16 protein-coding genes and 1 pseudogene are annotated in these 16,451 nt (G+C 71.0%); 14 read left to right on the forward strand and 3 right to left on the reverse strand.

Annotation, left to right across the window (positions count from 1 at the left end; translation table 11 throughout):
• Nucleotides 1-155 precede the first annotated feature (155 nt).
• The 5 genes from ACZ4AA_RS19270 (at nt 156) to ACZ4AA_RS19290 (ending at nt 6,178) form a co-directional block, all read left to right on the forward strand.
• A complete protein-coding gene (locus tag ACZ4AA_RS19270) occupies nt 156-1,349 on the forward strand; it encodes an argininosuccinate synthase (protein ID WP_467603076.1) in 1,194 nt (397 codons plus the stop codon).
• Nucleotides 1,350-1,486: 137 nt separating this feature from the next.
• Nucleotides 1,487-2,920, forward strand: a complete 1,434-nt coding sequence (gene argH, locus ACZ4AA_RS19275) for an argininosuccinate lyase (protein ID WP_467603079.1) — start codon at nt 1,487-1,489, stop codon at nt 2,918-2,920.
• Between the two features lie 140 nt (nt 2,921-3,060).
• Nucleotides 3,061-4,032 carry an aldo/keto reductase gene (locus ACZ4AA_RS19280; protein ID WP_467603082.1) on the forward strand — a complete coding sequence of 324 codons (972 nt, stop codon included), beginning with the start codon at nt 3,061-3,063 and terminating at the stop codon, nt 4,030-4,032.
• An 80-nt stretch (nt 4,033-4,112) separates the two neighbouring features.
• Nucleotides 4,113-4,664 carry a TetR/AcrR family transcriptional regulator gene (locus ACZ4AA_RS19285; protein ID WP_467603085.1) on the forward strand — a complete coding sequence of 184 codons (552 nt, stop codon included), beginning with the start codon at nt 4,113-4,115 and terminating at the stop codon, nt 4,662-4,664.
• Entirely contained in the window at nt 4,661-6,178 is a 1,518-nt protein-coding gene (locus tag ACZ4AA_RS19290; RefSeq protein ID WP_467603089.1) for an MFS transporter, read from the forward strand. Before ACZ4AA_RS19285 ends, ACZ4AA_RS19290 begins: the two co-directional genes overlap by 4 nt.
• Before the next feature lie 136 nt (nt 6,179-6,314).
• Here ACZ4AA_RS19290 and ACZ4AA_RS19295 read toward each other — a convergent pair whose 3' ends face one another.
• Nucleotides 6,315-7,004 (reverse strand): lysophospholipid acyltransferase family protein, encoded by a 690-nt coding sequence (locus tag ACZ4AA_RS19295; RefSeq protein WP_339128239.1) that lies wholly within the window; start codon nt 7,002-7,004, stop codon nt 6,315-6,317.
• A gap of 389 nt (nt 7,005-7,393) precedes the next feature.
• Here ACZ4AA_RS19295 and ACZ4AA_RS19300 point away from each other — a divergent pair, with 389 nt between their 5' ends.
• The 3 genes from ACZ4AA_RS19300 (at nt 7,394) to ACZ4AA_RS19310 (ending at nt 9,778) form a co-directional block, all read left to right on the forward strand.
• Nucleotides 7,394-8,557 carry a glycerophosphodiester phosphodiesterase gene (locus ACZ4AA_RS19300; RefSeq protein WP_467603094.1) on the forward strand — a complete coding sequence of 388 codons (1,164 nt, stop codon included), beginning with the start codon at nt 7,394-7,396 and terminating at the stop codon, nt 8,555-8,557.
• A 164-nt stretch (nt 8,558-8,721) separates the two neighbouring features.
• Nucleotides 8,722-9,216, forward strand: a complete 495-nt coding sequence (locus tag ACZ4AA_RS19305; RefSeq protein WP_467603097.1) for an RNA polymerase sigma factor — start codon at nt 8,722-8,724, stop codon at nt 9,214-9,216.
• A 58-nt stretch (nt 9,217-9,274) separates the two neighbouring features.
• Nucleotides 9,275-9,778 carry a GNAT family N-acetyltransferase gene (locus ACZ4AA_RS19310; RefSeq protein ID WP_467603100.1) on the forward strand — a complete coding sequence of 168 codons (504 nt, stop codon included), beginning with the start codon at nt 9,275-9,277 and terminating at the stop codon, nt 9,776-9,778.
• A gap of 26 nt (nt 9,779-9,804) precedes the next feature.
• On the opposite strand, the gene ACZ4AA_RS19315 is transcribed toward ACZ4AA_RS19310, so the two are convergent.
• The gene (locus ACZ4AA_RS19315) at nt 9,805-10,305 is read right to left on the reverse strand and encodes a hypothetical protein (RefSeq protein ID WP_467603103.1); all 501 of its coding nucleotides are present in this window, start codon (nt 10,303-10,305) and stop codon (nt 9,805-9,807) included.
• Complete coding sequence (locus ACZ4AA_RS19320) at nt 10,286-10,645, reverse strand: hypothetical protein (RefSeq protein WP_467603106.1); 360 nt, start codon at nt 10,643-10,645, stop codon at nt 10,286-10,288. Before ACZ4AA_RS19320 ends, ACZ4AA_RS19315 begins: the two co-directional genes overlap by 20 nt.
• Nucleotides 10,646-10,733: 88 nt before the next feature.
• Here ACZ4AA_RS19320 and ACZ4AA_RS19325 point away from each other — a divergent pair.
• The 6 genes and pseudogenes from ACZ4AA_RS19325 to cbiE form a co-directional block, all read left to right on the forward strand.
• A pseudogene (locus ACZ4AA_RS19325) lies at nt 10,734-10,889 on the forward strand (HAD family hydrolase); the annotation flags it as partial.
• A gap of 384 nt (nt 10,890-11,273) precedes the next feature.
• Nucleotides 11,274-12,308, forward strand: coding sequence for a methionine ABC transporter ATP-binding protein (locus ACZ4AA_RS19330; RefSeq protein ID WP_467603109.1), 1,035 nt, complete (start codon nt 11,274-11,276; stop codon nt 12,306-12,308).
• Nucleotides 12,305-13,042, forward strand: coding sequence for a methionine ABC transporter permease (locus tag ACZ4AA_RS19335; RefSeq protein WP_467603113.1), 738 nt, complete (start codon nt 12,305-12,307; stop codon nt 13,040-13,042). The genes ACZ4AA_RS19330 and ACZ4AA_RS19335 overlap by 4 nt, the downstream gene beginning before the upstream one ends.
• Nucleotides 13,043-13,139: 97 nt before the next feature.
• Entirely contained in the window at nt 13,140-13,973 is an 834-nt protein-coding gene (locus ACZ4AA_RS19340) for a MetQ/NlpA family ABC transporter substrate-binding protein (protein ID WP_467603116.1), read from the forward strand.
• A gap of 206 nt (nt 13,974-14,179) precedes the next feature.
• Nucleotides 14,180-14,815 (forward strand): GNAT family N-acetyltransferase, encoded by a 636-nt coding sequence (locus ACZ4AA_RS19345; protein ID WP_467603119.1) that lies wholly within the window; start codon nt 14,180-14,182, stop codon nt 14,813-14,815.
• A gap of 337 nt (nt 14,816-15,152) precedes the next feature.
• Complete coding sequence (gene cbiE / locus ACZ4AA_RS19350) at nt 15,153-16,364, forward strand: precorrin-6y C5,15-methyltransferase (decarboxylating) subunit CbiE (RefSeq protein WP_467603122.1); 1,212 nt, start codon at nt 15,153-15,155, stop codon at nt 16,362-16,364.
• The last annotated feature ends 87 nt before the right edge of the window (nt 16,365-16,451 follow it).

Genomic DNA, 16,451 nt, shown 5'->3' on the forward strand with positions numbered 1-16,451 from the left:
TGCGTTCAGCGGGAGATACGCGGAAACGATTACGAGTGTTCAACCCTCGGTGAGGATTCCCCGGCCGAGCGTGCCGGGGCGGGTCGCGATTGACGAACCATGCAGAGTGCTGCATACTCATGCATGTCAGCGAATGCACTGTTGAGGAGAATCCCGTGACCGAGCGCGTCGTACTCGCCTACTCAGGCGGTCTGGACACCTCCGTCGCCATCGGCTGGATCGCCGAGGAGACGGGCGCCGAGGTCATCGCCGTCGCGGTCGATGTCGGCCAGGGCGGCGAGGACCTGGACGTCATCCGTAAGCGAGCCATCGCGTGCGGCGCCGTCGAGGCCGAGGTCGCGGACGCCAAGGACGAGTTCGCCGACGAGTACTGCCTCCCGGCGATCAAGGCCAACGCCCTCTACATGGACCGCTACCCGCTGGTCTCCGCGCTCTCCCGGCCGACGATCGTCAAGCACCTCGTAGCCGCCGCGCAGAAGCACGGCGCCACCACGGTCGCCCACGGCTGCACCGGCAAGGGCAACGACCAGGTGCGGTTCGAGGCCGGCATCGTCGCCCTCGCCCCCGACCTCAAGTGCATCGCCCCGGTCCGCGACTACGCGATGACCCGGGACAAGGCGATCGCCTTCTGCGAGGAGAAGCAGCTCCCGATCGCCACCAGCAAGAAGTCCCCGTACTCCATCGACCAGAACGTCTTCGGACGCGCGGTCGAGACGGGCTTCCTGGAGGACATCTGGAACGCCCCGATCGAGGACATCTACGAGTACACCTCGAACCCCGCCGAGGCCCGCGAGGCCGACGAGGTGATCATCACCTTCAAGCAGGGTGTCCCCGTCGCCATCGACGGCAAGCCCGTCAGCGTCCTCCAGGCCATCCAGCAGCTCAACGAGCGCGCCGGCGCCCAGGGCATCGGCCGGATCGACATGGTCGAGGACCGGCTCGTGGGCATCAAGTCCCGTGAGGTGTACGAGGCTCCGGGCGCGATCGCGCTGATCACCGCGCACCAGGAGCTGGAGAACGTCACGGTCGAGCGCGAACTCGCCCGCTACAAGCGGCAGGTCGAGCAGCGCTGGGGCGAACTGGTCTACGACGGCCAGTGGTTCTCCCCGCTCAAGCGGGCCCTGGACGGCTTCATCGACGAGGCCAACCAGCACGTCAACGGCGACATCCGGATGACCCTGCACGGCGGCCGCGCGGTCGTCACGGGCCGGCGCTCCGACACCTCGCTCTACGACTTCGACCTCGCCACGTACGACACCGGCGACACCTTCGACCAGGCCGCGGCCAAGGGCTTCATCGACATCTACAGCCTGTCGTCGAAGATCGCCGCCAAGCGGGATCTGGCCTAAGCGGTACGGCACACGGCGCGGACCGCGTCGTGTCCGCCGCCTCGAAGCCCCCCGAGCACTAGCCTGGCAGCCGCCTCCTCACGCCCGTAGGCGTGGGGAGGCGGTGGCACATCCACACCTTTCGAGGAGTAACGCAAGTGAGCAGCAACAGCGGTGACGTCCGGCTCTGGGGCGGACGGTTCGCCGACGGTCCCGCCGAGGCCCTGGCCAAGCTGTCCGCGTCGGTCCACTTCGACTGGCGCCTCGCGCCCTACGACATCGCCGGTTCGCGTGCCCACGCGCGCGTGCTGCACGGTGCGGGACTGCTCACCGAGGACGAGCTCACACGCATGATCGAGGGCCTGGACCGGCTGGAGGCGGACGTCGCCGACGGCTCCTTCGTGGGCACGATCGCCGACGAGGACGTGCACACCGCCCTGGAGCGCGGCCTGTTGGAGCGCCTCGGCCCCGACCTCGGCGGCAAGCTCCGGGCCGGCCGCTCCCGCAACGACCAGGTGGCCACGCTCTTCCGGATGTACCTGCGCGACCACGCCCGGATCATCGGCGGTCTGATCGCCGACCTCCAGGAGGCGCTGATCGGCCTGGCCGAGGCGCACCCGGACGTGGCGATGCCCGGGCGCACCCACCTCCAGCACGCCCAGCCCGTGCTGTTCGCGCATCACGTCCTGGCCCATGTCCAGTCCCTGTCCCGGGACGGGGAGCGGCTGCGCCAGTGGGACGAGCGGACCGCCGTCTCGCCCTACGGCTCCGGCGCGCTGGCCGGCTCCTCCCTCGGCCTGGACCCCCAGGCGGTGGCGAAGGACCTCGGGTTCGAGCACGGCAGCGTCGCCAACTCCATCGACGGCACGGCCTCCCGCGACTTCGTGGCGGAGTTCGCGTTCATCACCGCGATGATCGGCGTGAACCTCTCCCGGATCGCCGAGGAGATCATCATCTGGAACACGAAGGAGTTCTCCTTCGTCACCCTCCATGACGCGTTCTCCACCGGCTCGTCGATCATGCCGCAGAAGAAGAACCCGGACATCGCCGAGCTGGCACGCGGCAAGTCGGGCCGGCTGATCGGCAACCTCACCGGGCTGATGGCCACGCTCAAGGCGCTGCCCCTCGCGTACAACCGCGATCTCCAGGAGGACAAGGAGCCCGTCTTCGACTCCTGCGACCAGCTGGAGCTCCTGCTCCCCGCGTTCACCGGCATGATGGCCACGCTGACCGTCCACCGCGAGCGCATGGAGGAGCTGGCCCCGGCCGGTTTCTCGCTCGCGACCGACATCGCCGAGTGGCTGGTCAGGCAGGGTGTGCCGTTCCGGGTGGCGCACGAGGTCGCCGGCGAGTGCGTGAAGGTCGCCGAGGCGGACGGCAAGGAGCTGGACGAGCTGACCGACGAGCAGTTCGCGAAGATCTCCGCGCACCTGACGCCGGAGGTGCGGACCGTCCTCGACGTCTTCGGAGCCCTCGCCTCCCGCGACGGCCGCGGCGGTACGGCACCGAGCGCCGTCGCCGTCCAGCTCGCCGAGATCAAGACGGACGTCGCCGCCCAGCAGACGTGGGCGGCGGCCAAGCGGAAGAAGTAGGACGGCCGGGCCATCCCCGCCCACGACCGGCCGCGCGGAGCGGACACGGGTTCGCGGGCGGGGACGGGTGCCGTACGACGGAGGGTGTCGCGGGTTACGTTGGCCGGGAGCCGTAAAGGAGCCGACCGAACGGAGCCGCGATGCCTTTCGCACGCCTCGCCTCAGCCACGACTCCCACCGCCCACCTCGGCCTGGGACTCGCCGCGGTGGGCCGCCCGGGCTACATCAACCTGGGGCGCGAGGAGGACCTCCCGGCCGACCGGAGTGTCGCCGCCCTGCGCGAGCGCACCCACGAACTCCTCGAAGCCGCCTACGCGCAGGGCGTGCGCTACTTCGACGTGGCCCGTTCCTACGGCCGGTCCGAGGAGTTCCTCGCCGGCTGGCTGAGCGGCCGCCCGGACGTCGACGACGTCGTCATCGGCAGCAAGTGGGGCTACACCTACACGGCCGACTGGCGCACCGACGCCGAGGCGCACGAGGTCAAGGACCACAGCCTCGCCGTGTACGAGCGCCAGCGCGCCGAGACCGCGGACCTGCTCGGCGACCGCCTCGACCTCTACCAGATCCACTCGTTGACCCCGGACAGTCCGGCCCTCACCGACAAGGAGCTGCACGCGGCCCTCGCCGAAGCGGCCGCCGGCGGTCTGTCGGTCGGTTTCTCCACCAGCGGGCCCGCCCAGGCGGAGGCGATCCGTGCCGCGCTCGCCGTCACGGTCGACGGCGAGCCGCTCTTCCGTACCGTCCAGTCCACGTACAACCTCCTGGAGACCTCCGCCGCCCCGGCGCTGGCCGAGGCGCACGACGCCGGGCTCACGGTGATCGTCAAGGAGGGCGTGGCCAATGGCCGGCTCGCCGGGCCCCACGCGCCCGAGGCGCTGCACGCCGTCGCCGCCGAGACCTCGCTGGGCTGTGACGCGGTCGCCCTGGCGACGATCCTGCGGCAGCCCTGGGCCGGTGTCGTGCTCTCGGGGGCGGCCACGGCCAACCAGCTCGCCTCGAACCTGCACGCGGCGGTCGTCGACCTCGGCGAGGACCAGCTGTCCCGGCTGGCCGCCCTGGCGGAGGAACCGCGTGCCTACTGGGAGCGGCGCGGACAGCTTCCCTGGCACTGAGCACGTCCCGAGTGACCCAGCCGTGAGACACGCATGCTCCGTATGAGACAACTGTGTCTCATGTGCGGTACGCTTGTCTCATGGCTGTCGATCGTGACCACGTGCTGCGCAGCGCAGCCGCCCTGCTCACCCGCAAGTCCACCGCGACGATGGACGAGGTGGCCAAGGCCGCCGGGATCAGCCGGGCCACGCTGCACCGCCAGTTCGCCGGCCGTGACGCGCTCGTCCGCGCGCTGGAGGCGCTCGGAATCGAGGAGTGCGAGGCCGCGCTGGACGCGGCCCGGCTCGACCAGGACACCGCCCAGGAGGCCGTGCGCCGGCTGGTCGCGGAACTGGAACCGGTGGCCGGACTGCTCGCCTTCCTCTATACGGAGAACCAGCTCTTCGAGGGCGACGGACAGCACGAGGGCTGGGCCCGGCTCGACGCCCGGATGGCGGCGCTGTTCCGGCGCGGCCAGGAGGGCGGCGAGTTCCGCATCGACCTCAGCCCGGCCTGGCTCACCGAGGCCCTCTACGGACTGATGGCCTCGGCGTCCTGGGCCGTCACCGAAGGCCGCGTCGCCGCCAAGGACTTCCACCACATGATCGTCGAGCTGCTGCTCGGCGGCGCGCTCAGGAGAGAGGAACCATGACCAGCACCCTGCGGCCGGCGGTCGCGACGCAGACGCCGAGGCGCCCGGGCCGCTGGCTCGCGCTCTGCGTCCTCGTCCTCGCCGTGCTGCTGGTGGCCGTGGACGCGACCGTCCTCGGCCTCGCGACCCCGTACATCAGTGAGGACCTGGAGCCCTCGGGCACCCAGCTGCTGTGGATCGGTGACGTCTACTCCTTCGTCATCGCCGGACTGCTCGTCTCCATGGGAAGTCTCGGCGACCGCATCGGCCGCAAGCGGTTGCTGCTCACCGGCGCCACGGCCTTCGGTCTCATATCCGTGCTCAACGCCTATGCCACGACGCCCGAGTTCATGATCCTGGCGCGGGCGCTGCTCGGTGTCGCGGGCGCGACGCTGATGCCCGCCACCCTCGCCCTCATCCGCAACATCTTCCACGACCCGCGCGAACGCAGCCTCGCCATCGGCATCTGGGGCGCGACGGCCTCCGCGGGCACGGCGGTCGGTCCCGTCGTCGGCGGCTTCCTCCTCGAACACTTCTGGTGGGGTTCGGTCTTCCTCATCAACCTGCCGGTGATGGTGGTCCTCGTCCTCGTCGGGCGCAGGCTGCTCCCCGAGTCGAAGAGCCCGAACCCGGGCCCCTGGGACCTGATCAGCGTGACGCTCTCGCTCGTCGGTGTCATCGGTGTGGTGTACGCGGTGAAGGAGCTCGCCGCACACGGTCCGAGCGCGCAGGCGCTCGCCGCCGGCCTGCTGGGCGCGGGCGCCCTCTTCTGGTTCGTACGCCGCCAACTGACGCTTCCCGCACCGCTGCTGGACGTCCGGCTGTTCCGCAACCGGGGGTTCTCCGGCGCGGTGCTGGCCGACCTGTTCACCGTGCTCGGGATGTCCGGGCTCGTGTTCTTCCTCTCCCAGTATCTGCAACTCGTCCAGGGGCGCGGCCCGTTCGAGGCGGGGCTGGCCGAAGTCCCCGCCGCCGTGGGCGCGGTGGCGGCGGGTCTGGTCGCGGGACGGGTCGCGCGGCGCTTCTCCGTACGGACCGTCGTGTCCGGCGGACTCGCCGCGGTGGGACTCGCGCTCGGCGCCCTGACCGTGCTGGACCGGTCCACCGGCTATCCGCTGCTCGGCGCGGCCCTGCTCGTCGTCGGTGTCGGCGCGGGCTTCTCGTTCACCGTCACCGCCGACGTCATCCTCTCCGCCGTCCCCAAGGAGCAGGCGGGCGCCGCGTCCGCGGTCTCCGAGACGGCGTACGAGCTCGGCGCGGCGCTGGGCATCGCCCTGCTCGGCTCCGTGGTGACCGGTGTCTACGCCGGCTTCACCGGGCCCGCGGGCACACCGGCCGCGGCGCACGAGTCGCTGGGCGGAGCGGTGGAGGCCGCCGGACAGCTGCCCGAGCACACGGCCGAGTCGCTGCTGACCGCGGCCAGGGAGTCCTTCGTGAGCGGACTGGCCCTCGCCTCCGGCGCGGGCGCGGCGGTCCTGCTCGCCACCGCGGCGGCTGCCTGGTTCCTGCTGCGCGGCCAGCGGCTGGAGTCGTAGCCGCGCGGCAACGGGGGCACCCCGGCGCGTGGTGCGCGGGAGGAGGCCGGAAAAGGGACGCGGCGCCGAAAGGGGGTGGCCCCGACCGGAGATCTCCGGTCGGGGCCACCCCCTCTGCGCTGGTGTGCCGGCTGCTCTAGGCGGCCTTCGCCTTGGTGGCGTACATGTCGACGTACTCCTGGCCGGAGAGCCGCATGACCTCGGTCATCACGGAGTCGGTCACGGCGCGCAGCACGTACCGGTCGCGGTCCATGCCCTCGTAGCGGGAGAACTCCATGGCCGGTCCGAAGCGGACCGTGACCTTGCCCGGACGGGGCATGCCCGCGCCGCCCGGCTGGAGCTTGTCCGTGCCGATCATCGCGAACGGGACGACCGGGGAGCCGGTCATCAGGGTGAGCCGGGCGATGCCGGTGCGGCCGCGGTACAGACGGCCGTCGGGGGAGCGGGTGCCCTCGGGGTAGATCCCGAAGACCTTGCCCTCCTCCAGGACGCGGCGGCCGGTCATCAGCGCGGCCACGCCGCCGTTGGCACCGTCCCGGTCCACCGGGATCATGCCGACGCCCGTGAAGAACCACGCCATGAGCCGGCCCTTGAGGCCCTTGCCGGTGACGTACTCGTCCTTGCCGATGAAGTACACCTGCCGGTCGCAGACCAGCGGCAGGATCATCGAGTCGATGAACGTGAGGTGGTTGCCGGCGAGGATCACCGGTCCGTCGCCCGGGATGTTCTCCACGCCTTCCACCCTTAGGCGGAACATCAGGCGCATGATCGTTCCGAGCACTGCCTTGATGAGCGCGAAGCGGGACAACGGGCCCTCCGGTGTCAAGGGATCGGTATGGAGTCTGTGCAGGTGAGGACGATACTCGCGGTTCCCGGTCGATTGCACATCGGGTTCATCGACCGGATACGCACTGTTGACCTACGTTTACCTGCGGTTGCGTGCCCGTGAGCGGTCGGGCCGGGGCGGTCCGGTGTGACGGACATCGCGTGCGCGTACCGGCGAACGGGTGAGCGCCCGTCGCCGAGCCCTCCGTCCGCCTTCCCCGCACGCGTACCCCCTGCCGTCCGGCCCAAGCCGACGGACCGTCATGTTCCGCATCCCGTGGGGCCGCCGAGGTCACCCACTGTTCCGCCGCGGGCCTCCCTCCCGTCACACGGGGACACCTACGATCGTCCCGCTTCGATTGGCAGGCACCTACGGCGGGAGGAGCCCTCATGGGGGCACGGAAGTCGAACGGTCAGGAGCGGGGCACGGCGCGGCGGACGCTGCTGGGAGCCGCGGTGCTCGGGGCGGGCGGAGCGGCCCTCGGGCTGCCCGGCACCGCGAGCGCGGACGAACGCCACGGGGGAGGCGGCTACCGGAGCCTGCCCAGACCGGCCGTCATCGGTCACCGGGGGGCCAGCGGCTACCGCCCGGAGCACACCTTCGGCTCGTACCAGCTCGCCCTGGACCTGGGCGCCGACATCGTCGAGGCCGGTGACCTGGTGCCCACCAGGGACGGCCATCTCGTGTGCCGTCACGAACCGGAGATCGGCGGGACGACGGACGTCGCGGCGCACCCCGAGTTCGCCGGCCGCAGGACGACCAAGACGCTCGACGGAGTCCCCACCACCGGCTGGTTCACCGAGGACTTCACGCTCGCCGAACTGAAGACCCTGCGCGCCGTGGAACGCATCCCCGCCAACCGTCCGCACAACACCCTCTACGACGGCCGGTGGGAGATCCCCACCTTCGAAGAGGTGCTCCGCTGGCAGGACGAGCAGACCCGCAAGCGCGGCAAGCAGGTCTGGATCTACCCCGAGACCAAGCACCCCACCTACTTCCGGGCCCTCGGCCTCGGCCTGGAGGAGCGGGTCGCCAAGCTGCTGCGCAAGTACGGCAAGGACAGGAAGGACTCGCCGGTCATCCTCCAGTCCTTCGAGCCGAGCAGCATCCAGCGGCTGGACAAGCTCGTCGGCAACCCGCTCGTGGTCCTGCTGGCGGCCGCGAACACCCGCCCCTGGGACTTCGTCGCGGCCGGCGACCCCCGCACCGTCGCCGACCTCGTCACCCCCGCGGGCCTGGAGTGGATCGCCTCGTACGCACAGGGCATCGGCCCCACGCTCGACCTGGTCATCCCCAAGGACGCGGCCGGCGCCCTCACCACCCCGACCACGCTCGTGGCCGACGCCCACAGCGCGGGCCTGATCCTGCACCCGTACACCATGCGCAACGAGAACCCCTTCCTGCCCGCCGGTTTCCGCAAGGGCACCGCCGCGGACGCCTACGGGGACCCCTTCGGCGCCTTCAGGGTCTACTTCGAGACGGGCATCGACGGCGTCTTCTCCGACAACGCGGACACCGCGGTCCTGGCCCGCGCGGACTTCCTCGGGCGATGAGACGTCCCCGGGCGGGGAGACCACCGACCCGGCCCGCCGCCGCGCCAGGGCGGGGACCGGGCCCGGCGCCCGCCCTTCGTCAACGCGTCGCCGCCGCACCCCGGATGGGGTGAGATACGGCCGCCCCGGCAACCTGTCGCCGGGGCGGCCGTGTCGTACCGGTCATGACCCACGACCTGGTGACCACCCTGAGCCCGCTGCTCGCCGCCGAGGCGTCCGCGGAGGCCCACGCCTGCGGCGACGAGCCCGGCGACCTGGAACAGGCCGTCTGGCTGCGGCTGCTGGAACGCCTCGACACGACGGGGCCACCCGCCGACCCGCAGCGCTGGGTGCGCCGGGCGGTCCGCTCGGAGGCCCGGCGCAGCCGTCGCAGGAGCCGCGTCGAGCAGCCGTACGGCACCGAGCCCGCGGACGACGGCCGCTCGGGCCCGGAGCAGCGCGCCCTGGCGGCCGCCGGCCGTCACGAACTGCGCGCGGCGGTGCGCCGGCTGCCCGGCCGCTGCCCGGGTCTGCTGGCCGCGCTGCTCGCTCCGGAGGACCTCACCTACCGGGAGATCGCGGGCGAGTTGGGTATCTCACAGGGCTCACTTGGTCCGGAACGTTCCCGATGTCTGGGATGTCTTCGGCGATTGCTGGCCACGGAGGTTGCGGCTCGCTGACGACGGGGATAGGAGTGGGGGACGACCGGTGGAACAGGTGAGCGGGAGGCATGCACACATGGGCATGAGCGTGACCATCTCGGCGGCGACCGAGCAGGATGCGGAACCGATCCTGAAGTTGCAGTACCTCTGCTATCAGAGCGAGGCCGAGCTGTACGGCGACTACGGCATCGAGCCGCTCACCCAGCCGCTCGACTCCCTCAGGGAAGAACTGGCGGGCGGCACCGTCCTGGTGGCCCGGCTCGGCGACGAGGTCGTGGCCTCCGTGCGTGGCGCCGTCGACGCCGACGGCACGGCCCGTATCAACAAGCTCATCGTGCACCCGCGCATGCAGCGGCACGGCCTGGGCGGACGCCTGCTCGACGCCATCGAGGCCCGCCTCGGCACCGAGGGCGCGGCCACGTCGTTCCAGCTGTTCACCGGCCACCGCAGCGAGCGCAACCTGCGCCTGTACCGCAAGCACGGCTACGCGCCCGTCTCCCAGGAGCGGGTGGGCGAGCGCATGACGCTGGTGACCCTGGCCAAGGGCGCCGACGCCGGCGCGTACGCCACCAGCGCCTGAGCACGGGACCGGCTCCGGCCGGTCCCTCAGCCGGCGGCCGTACGCGCCTTGCGCAGCCAGTACATCGCCGACAGCGGCAGCAGGACCGGGATGAACAGATAGCCCATGCCGTAGTCCGACCACACCGTGGCGTCGGGGAAGGCGGACGGCTCGGCCAGCGTCCAGGTCCCGACGACCAGTACGCCCGCGAGCTCGGCGGCGCAGCACACCAGCGCCGCCCTGCGCGCCGTCTCGCCGCCGCGCACGAGCGAGTACGTGATGAACCCGTAGACGAGACCGGCCACCGCGGACAGCGAGTAGGCCAGCGGCGCCTTGTCGAACTGCGTGGAGATCTGCACGGCCGACCGCGAGACCGCGCCGACCACCATCACCCCGTACAGCCACACCAGCAGGATGCCGGGGCCGCCGATCAGCCGCTCGCGCTTCGCGCCGGTGGCCGGCCCAGGTGTGTCCAGCCCGTCCCGTTCGTCACCGGGCACGGTCGTGTTCTCCTCCGTGGCCGCCATCTCAGCCTCCCCAGATGTCATAGAGCCGGACCTCCAGCACGGCGAGGACGACCCCGCCGGCCGCCACCGTGACCGAACCCCAGCGGGTGCGCTCCACCAGCGACATGAATCCCGCGGCGGGAACGCAGGCGAACGAGCCGATCAGATACGCCACGAAGATCGTCGTGCCCTGCTCCGGCTTCTCGCCGCGCGCCAGCTGGACGACGCCGATCACCAGCTGGACCAGGGCGAGCACGCTCACCACGGCCATGCCGATGAAATGCCAGTCCTTCGTGGGCTGATCGCGGTGGGCGGCCCAGCCGCACCAGGCGGCGAGCGCGAGCGCGGCGACGGCCGTCGCGACCGTCAGGGCATCAAGCATGCCGTGACCCTATTACGGGCCAAAAGACCTGATGCCCTCGCCCCCGGGCTGCCCCGGGGCCGACGTACCGAACGGCCGGCGGTCGAGGCCCGAGGGGTACCGGGCCGGCCGCGCCGCGGGCACGACCACCGTGGCGTTGGCCACAACGCACCGGGCCGGCGAACGCGACGCGGACCTCGTCGTCGAGGACCTCTGCGCATTGGCGGTACTGGTGACGGACCAGGGGATCGAGATCTCCGTCCGGGCCCGGCGGGACGCCCCCGACCGTCCACCGCTGTCCGCTATTCGGACAGCGATGGCGGTCCCCACCCCCCGGTCTGCTTTACTTCCTTCCATGACCACGACGAGCAGCCGCACCCTTGCGACCGAGGCGACCATGACGCCCGGTGCTCGTTGTATGTGTCGAATGTGCGCCTGTTAGAGGGCCCTCGCACCACCGCCTGATCCCGCGCCCCGAAGCGGGACCGCCGCGCCCAGTGTCCGTACCGCGTACGTGACCGGGCTGCCCCGCGCACACGTTCTCCTTCCGGTTCCATCGCCCTCGCGAGAACCGTGCCGCGTTCCGACCGAATGCACCCGTGCCCGGCGCACACCCACGCCCCGCACTCGACAGTGACGGAATCCCCCAGTGATCACGACAACGGGCCTGACCAAGGTCTACCGCTCGCGCGGCCGTGAAGTGACCGCCCTAGACGGCGTCGATCTGCATGTCCGCGAAGGCGAGGTGTACGGCGTCATCGGCCAGTCCGGCGCCGGCAAGTCCTCGCTCATCCGCTGCGTCAACCTCCTGGAGCGCCCCACTTCCGGCACGGTCACCGTCGACGGGCGGGACCTCACCGCCCTCGCCGGGCGCGGCCCGCGAGCCGGCCGGGAACTCCGCCAGGCGCGCACCGGGATCGGCATGGTCTTCCAGCACTTCAACCTGCTGTCCTCACGGACCGTGCAGGAGAACGTCGAGCTGCCGCTCGACATCCTCGGACTCTCCCGCAGGGAGCGCCGCCACAAGGCCCTGCAACTCCTGGACCTGGTCGGCCTGTCCGACAAGGCCACGTCCTACCCGGCCCAGCTCTCCGGCGGCCAGAAGCAGCGCGTCGGCATCGCCCGCGCCCTGGCCGGCGACCCCAAGGTGCTGCTCTCCGACGAGGCGACCAGCGCCCTCGACCCGGAGACCACCCGCTCCATCCTCCAGCTGCTGCGCGACCTGAACCGCCAGCTGGGGCTGACCGTCCTGCTCATCACCCACGAGATGGACGTCGTCAAGACCGTCTGCGACTCGGCGGCGCTGATGGAGAACGGCCGCATCGTCGAGTCCGGCACCGTCAGCGAACTCCTCGCGACCCCCGGCTCCGAACTGGCCTCCGCGCTCTTCCCGGTCAGCGGCACCGCCTCCGGCGACGACCGCACCGTCATCGACGTCACCTTCCACGGGGAGTCGGCCACCCAGCCGGTCATCTCGCAGCTCGCACGCACCTACAACATCGACATCTCGATCCTCGGTGCCGCGATGGACACCGTCGGGGGCAAGCAGGTCGGCCGGATGCGCATCGAACTGCCGGGCCGCTACGAGGAGAACGTCGTGCCGATCGGATTCCTGCGCGAGCAGGGCCTACAGATCGACATCCAGGGGCAGCAGCCCGTCCTGGTGAAGGAAGGTGCCAAGTGACCTGGTCGGAGATGCAACCGCTGCTGTCCCAGGAGTGTTGGAACACGCTCTACATGGTCGGCTGGTCCACCCTCATAGCGATCGTCGGCGGTCTGCCGCTCGGCGTCCTGCTCGTGCTGACGGACCGGGGCGGCCTGCTCCAGAACGTCGTCGCCAACAAGGTCGTCGGGCAGGTCGTGAACATCGCCCGCTCGATGCCGTTCATCATCCTGATGGTCGCGCTGATGACCTTCACGCGATGGATCACCGGCACGACCATCGGCCGCGAGGCCGCCATCGTGCCGCTCGCCATCGGCGCGATCCCGTTCTTCGCGCGCCTGGTCGAGACGGCCGTGCGTGAAGTCGACGGCGGTCTGGTCGAGGCCGTGCAGGCCATGGGCGGCAACACCTGGACCATCGTCCGCAAGGTGCTCGTCCCCGAGTCGCTGCCGTCGCTGATCTCCTCGGCGACCACCACGGTCGTGGCCCTCATCGGCTACTCCGCGATGGCCGGCACCGTCGGCGCCGGCGGACTGGGCGACCTCGCCATCCGCTACGGCTACCAGCGCTTCGAGACCGAACTGATGTGGATCATCGTCGCCCTCCTCGCCGTGGCCATCTCGGCCATCCAGTTCGCCGGCGACCACGCGGCCCGCACCCTGGACCGCCGCGCCGGCCACTCGGGACCCGCCCCGAAGCTGCGCCTGCTGAAGTCCCGCCGGCCCGCCGCCGCGGACGTCGGCGAGGCCGTCTGACCGACCGCGGACCCGCGCGGTCCCCGGTCCTGACTCCGCAGATTTCCCCGTCCGTCCCATGACGGGGCCGCTCCACCCCTCAGGAAAGGCACTTTTCGTGCGTAACACTGCCAAGATCACCACTGCCGTCCTCGCCGCCGGAGCCCTCACCCTGGGCCTCTCCGCCTGCGGTTCCGACAAGGGCTCCTCCTCGTCCTCCGACTACAGCGGCCCGCTCGTCGTCGCCGCCAGCCCGGTCCCCCATGCCGAGATCCTGAACTTCATCAAGGAGAACCTGGCGAAGAAGGCGGGCCTCGACCTGGAGGTCAAGGAGTTCCAGGACTACATCGTGCCCAACACGGCCACCGAGGACGGCTCGGTCGACGCCAACTACTTCCAGAACAAGCCCTACCTGGACGACTTCAACAAGAAGCGCGGCACCCACATCGTGCCCGTCGTCACGGTGCACCTGGAACCGCTCGGCCTCTACTCCCACAAGGTGAAGAGCACCGACGCCCTGAAGAGCGGTGCGACCGTCGCCGTGCCGAACGACGCCGTGAACGAGGCGCGTGCCCTGAAGCTGCTCGCGTCCAAGGGGCTCATCACCCTCAAGGACGGCGCCGGCAGCGAGGCGACCCCGCAGGACATCGCCAAGAACCCCAAGAACCTCAAGTTCAAGGAGGTCGAGGCGGCTCAGACCCCGCGCTCCCTGGACGACGTGGACGCCGCGGTGATCAACGGCAACTACGCCATATCCTCCGGCCTCAAGCCCGCCAAGGACGCCCTGTTCCTGGAGTCGGCGACGAACAACCCGTACGGCAACTTCCTCGCCGTCGAGAAGGGCAACGAGAAGGACCCGCGCGTGAAGAAGCTCGCCAAGCTCCTCACCTCGCCCGAGGTCAAGAAGTTCATCGAGGACAAGTACGCCGGTTCCGTCATCCCCTCCTTCTGACCGGTCCCGTCCTCCCGCTCTTCCGAACGGACCGGCGCCGGGGCCGATTTGCGGCCCGCGACCCGACTCGTCACCGCACGGGGTCCACTCCATTACCCGGAGTGGACCCCGTTGTGCCGTTCAGTGGTTTCATGCTGCATGCTGGGCAGTTCAGCGGACCCGACGGTACATCAGGTCCGAAGTCCCCGACGGTTACGGAGCGTCGCATGACGAGCACCTTCCCCGACATCTCCATCAGCACGGAGCGGTTGGTCCTGCGTGCGCTCGACGAGGACGACGTGCCCGCGCTGACGGAGATGATGAACGACGAGATGGTGGCGGCCTGGACGTCGATCCCCCAGCCGTTCACCGAGGACGGCGCCCGCGACTGGATCGACGACACCCCCACGGAACGCGCCCGGGGGCGTGGACTCGACCTCGCCGTCACCGAGTTCCTCACCCAGCGCCTCGTCGGGGTCATCCAGCTGGGCAAGACCAACTGGCGGGTCAGGTCCACCGAGCTGTCCTACATCGTCGCCCCCTGGGCGCGCGGCGAGGGCTACGCGTCCGAGGCCGCGCTCGCCACCGCCCGCTGGCTGTTCCGCGAGCAGAAGTTCGAGCGCGTGGAACTGCGTACGGCCGCAGGCAACACCGCCTCGCAGCAGGTGGCCCAGAAGATCGGCTGCATCAGCGAGGGCGTGCTGCGCAACGCCTGCATAGCGCGCACCCGGACCGAGCAGGGCACCTGGGTGGACCTGCGCACGGACTTCATCGTGTGGAGCCTGCTGCCCGAGGACCTCGACGGCATGGACGGCCACCACGGCGACACGGGCGGCTTCGCCTCCTTCAACGACTGGAACTGACGCGGCCGGCACCGAGGCGGCCGGAGGAACGGCACTCCGGCGCACCGCTCGCTCCGCCGGCCGGAACCGGCACGACGGATGCACGTACGGTCACGGCCGGTCGTATACGGTCGGGTCGAGTCACATAGGTGTACGAGAAGCACCGCACGGGATCCCGGTCCCGTCGCCCGGGGCCATCGCCCTGTCCCGTCGTCCGGGGCCGTCGTCCGGGCACGGCACGACCGCTCCCGCGCCACGCCGACCGGCAGACGCCCGCCGGGCCGCACCGGGGTACCCTCACCAAGCCCGCTCGGGCCGCACCTGAGACCCGCGAAGACCTTTCTGGAGACTGACGACGATGGCCGACCGGGTCACGGTGATCGGCTGGGACGGCTCGCCGCTGTCCGTCGCGGCGCGCTCCGCCCTCGGTGCCGCCACGCTCGTGGCCGGCGCGGCCCACCATCTCGAACTCCCCGAAGTGCCCGAAGGCGCCGAACGCGTCCGGCTGGGCAGTGTCGGCCTCGCCGCCCGCCGTATCGCCGGCCACCGGGGCACCGCCGTCGTCCTCGCCGACGGGGACCCCGGATTCTTCGGCATCGTACGGACCCTGCGCGCACCCGAGTTCGGCCTGGAGGTCGAGGTCGTGCCCGCCGTCTCCGCCGTGGCCGCGGCCTTCGCCCGCGCCGGAATGCCCTGGGACGACGCACAAGTAGTAGTCGCACATAGCCGAACGCTGCGACGCGCGGTGAATGTATGCCGGGCCCACACCAAAGTCGCCGTCCTCACCTCACCCGGCGCCGGCCCCGCCGAACTCGGGCTGCTGCTCGAAGGAGTGCACCGCACCTTCGTCATCTGCGAGGAACTCGGCACCGTCCGCGAACAGGTCACGATCCTCACCTCCGACAAGGCGGCCGACCACACCTGGCGGGACCCGAACGTCGTGATCGTCATCGGCGGCTTCGTGGCCGCGGCCGAGGGCGGCGGCTGGATCGCCGGCCGGGAGCCGGCCGCCGGGCCCCGCGGCTGGGCGCTGCCCGCGGGCGCGTACGGCGGCGCGCTCCGCGAGGGCGAGTCGGACCTGCTGCGCGCGGCCCAACTCGCCCGTCTTGGCCCGCGCGTCGGCGACCTCGTCTGGGACATCGGCTCCGCCAGCGGTGCCTTCGCCGTCGAGGCCGCCCGCACCGGCGCCGCCGTCATCGCGGTCGACCGCAGTCCGGGTTCCTGCGCCCGCACCGAGCACTCGGCCCGCCGCTACGGCGTACAGATGCAGATCGTGCACGGCAGCGCCCCGCACGTCCTGGAGGACCTGCCCGAACCCGATGTCGTACGGGTCGGGGGCGGGGGTGCGGCCGTCGTCTCCGCGGTCGCCGACCGCCGGCCCCAGCGCATCGTGGCGCACGCCTCGACCCGTGACGCGGCCGAACTCATCGGCCGCGATCTGAGCGAGCACGGCTACGACGTCGAGTGCGCGCTGATTCAGTCCGTCGAACTCGACACACGGGCCTGGACGGAGAAGGAACGGAGCGTCGCGTTCCTGCTCAGCGGCCGTCTGCCGGATCGCGCCCCGTGATCCTGTTGTCGTACTGCGCGCGGTAGGCTGGCCGATCGTTGTACCGCTCCCGGAGGGTCGGCCTTTCGTAGGCCAATGTCCGGAAAA

The organism is Streptomyces sp. NPDC024698 (assembly GCF_055559015.1).

Bases quoted from the DNA above. Each gene is read 5' to 3' on its own strand.
- ACZ4AA_RS19305 (WP_467603097.1), top strand. From the start codon at position 8,722: ATGACCCACGACCTGGTGACCACCCTGAGCCCGCTGCTCGCCGCCGAG.
- ACZ4AA_RS19285 (WP_467603085.1), top strand. From the start codon at position 4,113: ATGGCTGTCGATCGTGACCACGTGCTGCGCAGCGCAGCCGCCCTGCTC.
- ACZ4AA_RS19290 (WP_467603089.1), top strand. From the start codon at position 4,661: ATGACCAGCACCCTGCGGCCGGCGGTCGCGACGCAGACGCCGAGGCGC.
- cbiE (WP_467603122.1), top strand. From the start codon at position 15,153: ATGGCCGACCGGGTCACGGTGATCGGCTGGGACGGCTCGCCGCTGTCC.
- ACZ4AA_RS19345 (WP_467603119.1), top strand. From the start codon at position 14,180: ATGACGAGCACCTTCCCCGACATCTCCATCAGCACGGAGCGGTTGGTC.
- ACZ4AA_RS19280 (WP_467603082.1), top strand. From the start codon at position 3,061: ATGCCTTTCGCACGCCTCGCCTCAGCCACGACTCCCACCGCCCACCTC.
- ACZ4AA_RS19320 (WP_467603106.1), bottom strand. From the start codon at position 10,645: ATGCTTGATGCCCTGACGGTCGCGACGGCCGTCGCCGCGCTCGCGCTC.
- ACZ4AA_RS19310 (WP_467603100.1), top strand. From the start codon at position 9,275: ATGGGCATGAGCGTGACCATCTCGGCGGCGACCGAGCAGGATGCGGAA.
- ACZ4AA_RS19300 (WP_467603094.1), top strand. From the start codon at position 7,394: ATGGGGGCACGGAAGTCGAACGGTCAGGAGCGGGGCACGGCGCGGCGG.
- ACZ4AA_RS19315 (WP_467603103.1), bottom strand. From the start codon at position 10,305: ATGACATCTGGGGAGGCTGAGATGGCGGCCACGGAGGAGAACACGACC.